Origin of the sequence: Xenorhabdus sp. IM139775, from assembly GCF_028598745.1 — a bacterium.
Taxonomy (GTDB): domain Bacteria; phylum Pseudomonadota; class Gammaproteobacteria; order Enterobacterales; family Enterobacteriaceae; genus Xenorhabdus.
In genome coordinates this window covers 1-9,035 of the sequence record NZ_JAQRFK010000094.1, presented here as the reverse complement: position 1 = coordinate 9,035, position 9,035 = coordinate 1, and the positions used below count along the sequence as shown (strand labels likewise).

Below are 9,035 nucleotides of genomic sequence, written 5' to 3'. Positions count from 1 at the left end.
CTTCATGCGTATTTGGGTGGTTTGTTTGGCGACAATTATCCAATCACAAATGAGGCCTTTTTTCTATCTTAAATAAAGGGTTATCTCTTAAGATCCTGTATATGATAGGGGGATAGGATTATGAAAAACAGAAAATTTGAACGAAATCGCCGTCTGGCTAAACAGTATCATCGCAATCAACATCACAATCAATTTGAGAAGGGAATTTTGGTTTATCATGATTACAGTGAGCGTGAACCGAACGAATTATCTTGGTGGGATGATGTTGCTTTTATTCTGGGTAAAGTGCGCGTTGTAGTGACATGGCGGCATCCTCGCTGCGTTTATTGGGACAAAATTGAGGATGCTGCTCTGGAAGCAGCCCACCATCTGTATCCTCACTCCGAAGACGATAAATTCTTTCAGACAGAAAAAAACCACAAAAAAGTGGGGCGGAGCCGGAAAAAAGTCCATTATCACGTCCTGCTTCCCAATGAAGAGCGGCGGAAATGGGGAGATGCAGTGGAAGCTGAAAAAATTCGTTTACGCAAAGAAGCTGATTTTATTATCACCCCTTCCATTAAAGTCGAAATGCTGACGCACTATCGTTATGTCTCCATCGTGGCACCGATAGAAATTCGTAATGTCGAAGAACTCCGTCAATTGGCTGATCTGGTACGCCGTATTCTGAACAGAGAAACAACATTGGAGACTGAATTTCCTGATTATGCCTATGGAAAAACACAGTGGCTGGCAGAAGGTTGGTCTGAGCAATCCCTGTACAAGTCATCCCATTAAGTTCGCTAAAACTTAATGTCACCTTTGACACTGACAAATTTAAAAAAATCACCTTGTGTGATTTTTTTCTCATCCCGTGGCAATTAAAACAATCCATTCAGAAAATTCCGCCAATTTCAATTTATCATTATTATTCAATATATTACATAAGTCCTGCATTCCAAAAAACACTCTACTTATTAAAATATACATTTGAAAAAGTAAGATTTATTAAATAAGATGGCGTGAGTAGTTGGCCGTAATTTTTACGGATCGTCACCATTAATGCGCACGCAAATTGCACAAAAAACAAACCATCAGGAATAGGGAAAGGGAAATGTCTGCTCCGTTCGAACATGAAAATAACGGTGATAAAAAATCACTGCTTGTGCCGACCGATTATCAACAAGAACAGGGTATGCTGATGTCACTATCAGCATCAGGAAAACAGGGTTATAACAATCCCGCCATTGCCTATCTTGTCAGTCTTGGATCAAAACGCAGTCGCCAAACCATGAAATCATTTCTGGATATTGTGGCAAAAATGTTGGGCTACCAAAATGTGCAGGACTGTACTTGGCACGCACTCCGTCGTCATCATGTTCAGGCAATAATGGAAATGCTTTCAGATTCAGGTAAAGCTCCCGCAACAATCAATACTTATCTTTCGGCTTTGAAAGGCGTTGCATTGGAAGCATGGACCATGAAACAAATCGATACTGACAATTTTCAGCATATAAAACAGGTGCGATCTGTCAGGGGGGCCAGGCTACCAAAAGGCAGGGCACTTGAGCGTTATGAAATAAAAACGTTATTTTTTACCTGCGAAAATGATATCAGCACAAAAGGATTACGTGATGCGGCAATCATTGGTGTGCTGATAGGCTGTGGGCTGCGTCGTTCAGAAATTATCTCACTCGATATAAAACACATTATTCGGCGCGAACAAGCATTAAGAGTGATGGGAAAAGGCAATAAAGAACGCTTGTCTTATATGCCGGAAGGAACATGGGAACGTTTAAATCGTTGGATAGATGAAGTGCGTGGCGATCATCCGGGTCCACTTTTTACCCGCATTCGCCGTCATGATGATGTAACCGATAACCGTTTATCAGATCAGGCCATTTATCACATTCTTGAAACGCGCAGAATAGAAAGCGGACTGGAAAAGTTTGCCCCGCATGATCTGCGCAGGACATTTGCATCAGCCATGTTGGACAATGGAGAGGATATCGTCACCGTCAAAGATGCAATGGGGCATTCAAGCATCACGACAACCCAGAAGTATGATCGACGCGGAGATGAACGCTTAAGGAATGCGGCCAGAAATTTGAATTTCTAGCTGATTTATCAGAGGGTTTTGCACCCAGACTGACCTGCTTGAAGAGATGATTGCCCGAAATGATATTCGGGCAATCAGTACATTACTCTTCACTAACCTTGATTGGGCAAACAAATCCATCGGGCTTTATCGCCAACAAATCACATTTTAGCCGATCGATAACATGTTCTGCGGTATTGCCAAGAAATGCGGCCGATAAACCAGTTCGGCCAAGAATACCCAAAACCACCACACCTGTATTGAGTTCATCACAAATTTCAGGGATCACTTTTTCCGGCACTCCTTCATGAACGTAGGTTTGTTGTTCATCGATACAAAATTTTTGGCGTAACGCTTTCATGGCAATCAAATGTTGACCGCGCAATGCTTGATTATACACATTAGGGTCGAAGTCAGGTAATTCAGTCGCAATATTTAGAGGTGCGGCTGGATAAGCGCTCACAAGATGAATCAAGGGGGTTTTTACAATTCGATTGGCCAGATCTTGTGTTTCGCGTACCAATTTCAGATTCAGTGCATTGTGGTAAGGTTCTTCGTTCGATAAATTGACGGCAACAACAGCGGAACCATTTTCTGGCCATGTTTGATCTTTTACCATCCAGACTGGACAAGGGCATTTACGTAGCAGATGCCAGTCGAGCGGGGTAAAAATCATCGATTCCACGCGGGAATGTTGATGTGCCATTTTCAATAACAAGTCGTGATTTCCGGTGATGACTTCTTGAATGATGGCCTCATAAGGACGATTATGCCAAACCACTTTGATCTCAATATCAATGCCTGATTCAAGATAGTAATGGGCTTGTTGTTTTATCCAAGCGACCCGTTGGCCGATGACACCTTTTCGCATTGCATTTCTTTCTTCCGGAGAAAGCAAAGTGGTCATTTCATATGAAAGGTCATAAATAGGTAAAAACGCTTTAATTTTCCCCCCATTGCGTTGCACGATATAAACGGCGCGCCTTAATGCGGGCTGATCATCCTGATTAGGATCAATTGCAACCAAGAGGTTTTGGTAGTTTGCCATATTGAGTTCCTCGCGGAGTCTGGATGCCTCTTTCGTACAGAAGATAAACCAATATGGACAACTATAACAGGAGAAGTGTATGCCAGATCAACAAAATAGAGTGATCTGGCCTAAAATTTAACTAACGTCAGGACACATTAGCTGAGGGTTTGCCGGCTAACTCAGTCAGTTTAACCATATCTTCGACCGCAATATACTTACCTTTGACAGCCAAAATACCATTTTTTTGGAAACGCCCAAGTAGGCGGCTGATCGTCTCAACCGTCAAGCCTAAGTAATTACCAATGTCACCGCGTGTCATGGTAAGGCGGAACTCTCGGGGTGAAAAACCGCGTTGTGCAAAACGGCGCGACAGGTTGTAAACAAAGGCAGCCAGTCTCTCTTCTGCGTTTTTTTTGGAAAGCAACAAAATCATCTCTTGGTCGCCTTTGATTTCTCCACTCATTAAACGCATCATTTGCTGACGGAGATTCGGCATTTTTCCGGAAAGATCGTCCAGCGTTTCAAATGGGATTTCACATACCATTGACGTTTCCAGAGCTTGGGCAAAACTGGGGTGTTCAGTATTAATGATGGCATCAAATCCAACTAAATCACCAGCGAGGTGGAAACCTGTAATTTGTTCATCACCTTCTTCGGTAATAGTATAGCTTTTGATGGTCCCAGAACGGATGGCATAGAGTGATTTTAGTGCATCACCGGCCTTAAACAACGTTTGCCCCTTCTGGATAGGTTTTTTACGCTCAATGATATTATCAAGCTGATCAAGTTCATGTTCATTTAAGGTGAAAGGAATGCAAAGCTGGCTAATGCTACAATCCTGACAGTGGATTGCACAACCACCAGATTGAATCCGACGAATAATACGTTTTTCCGGGATCATAGGGAATGCTCATTAGAAGTGATTGATATGTGTAAACTTAACATATTTAGGTTGCTCTGATAAGAGCAAGATACGCCCACTAATCACGGTATTTATCATTACGGATAAAAAAGAAATTTTTGGCAATTAACATCGGTCTTGCGTAAAACTTTAGCTATTCAATATAATATCTCAATAAAACTGAAATTGAATTAACAATATATGGATATAATGCACGTCGATGATGTTATTTGGTTACAGATAAATGAAATAGGGTTGACATGAGTGATGAGTGAGTGGTTGTTAATTGCATTTACAATGCTGGTACAAAGCTCAGTGGGGCTTGTATTGATGAACGGACTTTATATTTACTGGTTGAAGCACGAGTTAAACACATGGCAACATTCAGTGACCATTTTTGTGCAAAAAATATTACTAAGAACATTATTGGTCAGCAGCGCATTAGCAGGGATAGGGCTTGCTGCTTCTTTGAACATTATGGGCCAGCCCTTTAATGTTTATCACGCCTTGCAGAACGTCAACGTGATACAGGAATGGGTAAACATAGAAACACGTTTTGCTGCCCTCTATTTTGGATTGCTGGTCTTATACACACTTTTCTTTGTGATGAAAAAACACGCACACGTTTATGCTATGCTAGTGATTGGGGTTATTGGCCTAATTGACCTTCACTATATGGCGATTATTTACGTGAATAGTGCCATGATCACATGGGCAAACATTAACACTTTTTTTCTGTTTTATAGCGCCGTATTTACGTTAGGGCCTGCATTGGCGCTGTTATTTATTGCCTATCCATTAGGAAAATATCTTCGCGGAAGGTTGCCTATCAAATTGGTGATGGCCGCTCTGCTGGTTGTTTTCATTAGCGTTACAATGCGACTGATTGAGCAACCTGCCTATATGGAGTGGTTATCGGAAGTCACAATAGTTAATGCTAATGTTATTTTTCCACATCAAGCTGAATTCAATATCAAAAGTGCCTTTGGATTGAGAATGCTTTCATGGTGCTTGTATATTATTGCCATGGCAATCTGGAGTTACTCTCTGTGGAAAAGAAGAAATAGTTTATTGACTCATAAAAATTATGCCATTCTCATCGGTGCAGTTCTCATGTTCATTGCTGAAATGGTCAATCAATATACATTTTTTATTATGTGAAATGTATGATAGAAGGTTCATACTATCCCGATTGATTAATGCTGTTCTTTTTGCTTTTAGTTCGACATAACCGAAACTGTAGCGCTTTCACGGTTTCGGTTATACAAAAAACAACCATCCTTATCGTTGAGAATGGAAAAATTTTCTTAATAAAATTATCAGTATTCTTTTCATTTCTTTGTGGTAGCGCACAATTTTAAAGTTAACTATTAACTTATTATTAATATTATAAGAATTCTGTTTTATATCTGTATATATTGATGGATATATATTGCAGAATAATTTTCATGCAATTTAAGTGATCGAAAATCAAACAATTATTTTCAGTTGGTTATTGTGGGGGGGGTTATCACCACCGCAATGCATTTGTCGTTGAAACAGAAAATAAAAATAGAATTATTTATAAATTTTTAATTTAAGACAAAACACAAAGAATCAGTTAAAAGGTTATATGATCATGACTAAACCATTTCACCCTAATTTAAATGTAGATGCATTGTTTTTGGGGCCAAAATCAGAGAACGCTGTTTTTTTTAGAGAAATGATGGATTATGCCGTTAGCGAACATATGCATTGGCGTTCAGGTTTTCACCCCGAAGATTCGACTTTGGTCACATCCGTTGATCGCTATGAACATAACTACAGGGAAACGCTTTATCGGACTGAAGGGATCTTAAATCAGTTGTCAGCAAAACTGAAAAATTCATCTATCCCTTTCTTTTCTCCCCGTTACCTCGGCCATATCAGCAGTGATACCTTAATGGTTTCTAATCTTGCTTACGTTATGGCCATGATGTACAACCCGAATAACTGTAGCTATGAAGCATCTCCGACAACAACAGAATTAGAGCTTGAATCAGGCTTAGATCTCTGCCGCATGTTTGGTTATAACCCTGAGCAATCCTGGGGACATATTACTTCTGGTGGCACAGTGGCTAACTATGAAGGGTTGTGGGTCGCCAGGAATTTAAAAACATTGGCTTTTGCCGTGTCTCAACATCCTAAAGCACAAGATCTGGTCGAGCATAAAACATCCCGGCAGTTGAACAATATGCCAACTACTGAATTGTTGGATTTGATTGCTGAATTGCAAAAACGTGGGCTGTTTGAAGAAATTCGCGATATGACATGCCGCGGAACGGGCGTTAAAGCGCAAATTCTAGGCAAGTTACTGGTGCCACAATCCAAGCACTATTCTTGGATGAAAGCCGCAGATATTTTCGGTATTGGCCAAGAAAACATTATTCCATTGCCTGTCAATGATCATTACCAAACCGATGTTGCCCAAATGCGGAAAATCATCCTTGGATTAATTGAACAAGGTGAACCCATCCTGGCGATGATTGCCGTAGTGGGAACGACTGAAGTTGGCGCTATTGATCGGATTGATGAAGTTATAGCGTTGAGAAAAGAGTGTGAAGAACGTTATGGCGAATCATTCTATGTTCATGTTGATGCAGCTTATGCGGGATATGCGTGTTCCATGCTCCTGAATGAGCAGGGCAAATTTGTAGACTATGAGGAACTGGCCAGTCACCACCGTTCAGCGGGGATTATGCCGGAAAATATCAGTTGGCCAAAACCGACGGTTTACCAAAGTTTCAAGGCATTGAAAGACGTTGACTCGATTACCGTGGATCCGCATAAAGTGGGGTTTATTCAGTATGCAGCGGGCGCCATCTGTATGAAAGATAAGCGCATTCTTGAACTGATTTCTTCACACGCAGCATATGTATTTGAAGACCACGCGGATAAAACCAGCACCAGCAATCGGGGAGTCCTGGGTTCATCAATCATGGAAGGTTCAAAATCGGGAGCAACGGCAGCGGCACTTTGGGCTGCTCATCGTTTGTTACCGTTGAATATTAATGGCTACGGGAAAGTTATTGCGGCTGGCATTGTCACGGCACAACGATTGTTGGACAAATTGGCAGACTTACCGCCAATAGAAATTGGTAAGCACCAGTTTGAAGTGCATATCTTTCCATCCCCTGATTTCCATATGATCAACTTTACATTTAAAGAAATCGGTAATGAAAGTCTGACCAATCATAATGCGCTTAACAGGCGTCTGTACGAATTTTGCTCATACTCCGCAGGGCGCGCTTATACCAACGATTTTCTCACATCATCAACCATATTAGATTATAAAGAATATGGGGATACGCCATGGCACTATGCACAAAAATGTGGTTTTAGCCGTAGTGAATGGGAAAAAGTCCGCAATATCTATGTATTACGGGCTGCGGTAATGACTTATTGCTTACGCGATGAAGAGCATTTTGACGAGTTCTGGCAACAGCTTCAGGCTATATTTGCTAAGAAATTAGGTCAGGTTGTTGATGAAGAAGAGAAAAAAGCCCGATTAAGATTAGAACCCGATGTTCCATTTATTGGTTAGTGAACATAAGCCTGAATATTAAGGCATGGTTTAGCTAATTGAAAAATAATTTATTAACCCCAAAAGAGCTTATATTCATATAAGCTCTTTTTTTATTTTATCAATATAATCAACAAATAAAGAAACGATCATTTTATAATTACATGAAAAATAAATAGTTATTCCATGAATAATAAAATGTGACACTTATCACAAAATAAACACATTTTCAATGCGGGAAAAAATTGTTGTTGCTTAATCGACTGTTTATCATCATATAATTAACATCAAAGAAAAAATATAACATTTAGTTGATGGGGAATATGGCTGACATACAGAATTAATGAAGAGCAATGTTTAATTCCATTAAAGATAAAAGCATAAATAATGAATAGCAAGATGCTCCATAAAAAATATAAATTATTAATAACATTTAACAAAATAAATAGTGTGGGAATAACGTATGTCATTTACAATCGAGTCTATTAAGGATAGTTTTGGTGCTTATATAACTTGCAGAATTATCATCAGAAGAATACGAAAAAATAAAGTTTTATTTATCGAAATATGCCCTGTTAATTTTCAAGAATCAAAAGCTGGATGATGAAGCACTAGTGAATTTCGCACAACATATAGGAAGCGGGGAACTCGAAGAACCAGCCAGAAAAATTTCGTTATCAGATAATCGAAAATATATCGCTTACTTGACAAACCTCCGTGACAGCAATGGTAATCCGCTCGGTTTTTCCGGAAATGATACCGACTTTTGGCATTCTGATCAGGAGTTTAGGGTTAATCCCGCGTCAGTTAGCATCTTATATGGTGAAGTTGTGCAATTTCATGGTGGCAATACCTCTTTTGCCTCAACAGCAGTAAACCACCTTGGTTTCACCCAGGGCGCGAGCATACTTTGATTAATATTTGAACTTAAAATGTCACTCTTGTTCTTTAATTCTTTAGTTTTCTATAAAAGTCTAAAGAATTGCCTGTGTGATTAAATTTCACTCGATAAAAACACTATTAAAACCGAATATTAAGAGATAATCATCTTCAAAACGCAGCTAAAATAGTGTGCTCGCGCCCTGGGTTTCACCCACGATGAAGTATCGATGCTGAATGGCTTATATTCCACTCGCCAGCCAGCAACATCACATGACAATGCACCTCATATTACTGTGGCTCATCCTGTCATTATTGAGAATGTACAAACGAAAAAACATTATATTTATGTCAGTGAAAATACGATCGCATTTTTTCATGATAAAGAAATTTTATTTAACTCCGACAAGCTCAAGAAATCCATTTTAGATAAAATGTTATCATCAGAAAATATTTATTCTCATCAATGGGAAGAAAGGGATTTGTTGTTATATGACAACAGTCAACTTTTACATCGTCGAGAAAGCTTTACCGGAAATAGATTTATCAAAGGATTGAAAATATATCCTGATACATCCTACCAACCTGAAATACCTGGTTGGGCTGT

8 protein-coding genes are annotated in these 9,035 nt (G+C 39.6%); 6 read left to right on the top strand and 2 right to left on the bottom strand.

The annotated features are described in order from the left end of the window. The first annotated feature begins 120 nt into the window (after positions 1 to 120). Together PSI17_RS14985 and PSI17_RS14980 are read left to right on the top strand one after the other, a co-directional pair. Positions 121 to 777: a hypothetical protein gene (locus tag PSI17_RS14985; RefSeq protein WP_273552739.1), complete on the top strand. Its 657-nt coding sequence runs from the start codon at positions 121 to 123 to the stop codon at positions 775 to 777. A gap of 403 nt (positions 778 to 1,180) precedes the next feature. Then, entirely contained in the window at positions 1,181 to 2,098 is a 918-nt protein-coding gene (locus PSI17_RS14980; protein WP_273552741.1) for a tyrosine-type recombinase/integrase, read from the top strand. An 82-nt stretch (positions 2,099 to 2,180) separates the two neighbouring features. On the opposite strand, the gene uspE is transcribed toward PSI17_RS14980, so the two are convergent. Together uspE and PSI17_RS14970 are read right to left on the bottom strand one after the other, a co-directional pair. Beyond that, positions 2,181 to 3,125, bottom strand: a complete 945-nt coding sequence (uspE, locus tag PSI17_RS14975) for a universal stress protein UspE (protein ID WP_273552738.1) — start codon at positions 3,123 to 3,125, stop codon at positions 2,181 to 2,183. 127 nt (positions 3,126 to 3,252) lie between these two features. Then, complete coding sequence (locus tag PSI17_RS14970) at positions 3,253 to 4,008, bottom strand: FNR family transcription factor (protein ID WP_273552737.1); 756 nt, start codon at positions 4,006 to 4,008, stop codon at positions 3,253 to 3,255. Positions 4,009 to 4,275: 267 nt separating this feature from the next. Between PSI17_RS14970 and PSI17_RS14965 the strand changes: the two genes are divergently transcribed. The 4 genes from PSI17_RS14965 to PSI17_RS14950 form a co-directional block, all read left to right on the top strand. After that, a complete protein-coding gene (locus tag PSI17_RS14965; RefSeq protein ID WP_273552736.1) occupies positions 4,276 to 5,169 on the top strand; it encodes a dimethyl sulfoxide reductase anchor subunit family protein in 894 nt (297 codons plus the stop codon). A 457-nt stretch (positions 5,170 to 5,626) separates the two neighbouring features. Beyond that, on the top strand, positions 5,627 to 7,570 hold the full coding sequence (locus PSI17_RS14960) for a pyridoxal phosphate-dependent decarboxylase family protein (RefSeq protein WP_273552735.1): 1,944 nt from the start codon (positions 5,627 to 5,629) through the stop codon (positions 7,568 to 7,570). Between the two features lie 524 nt (positions 7,571 to 8,094). Further along, complete coding sequence (locus PSI17_RS14955) at positions 8,095 to 8,463, top strand: TauD/TfdA dioxygenase family protein (protein WP_337927219.1); 369 nt, start codon at positions 8,095 to 8,097, stop codon at positions 8,461 to 8,463. Positions 8,464 to 8,658: 195 nt separating this feature from the next. Continuing rightward, positions 8,659 to 9,035, top strand: a 377-nt coding sequence (locus PSI17_RS14950) for a TauD/TfdA family dioxygenase (protein WP_273552734.1), incomplete at its 3' end; no start/stop codon positions are given.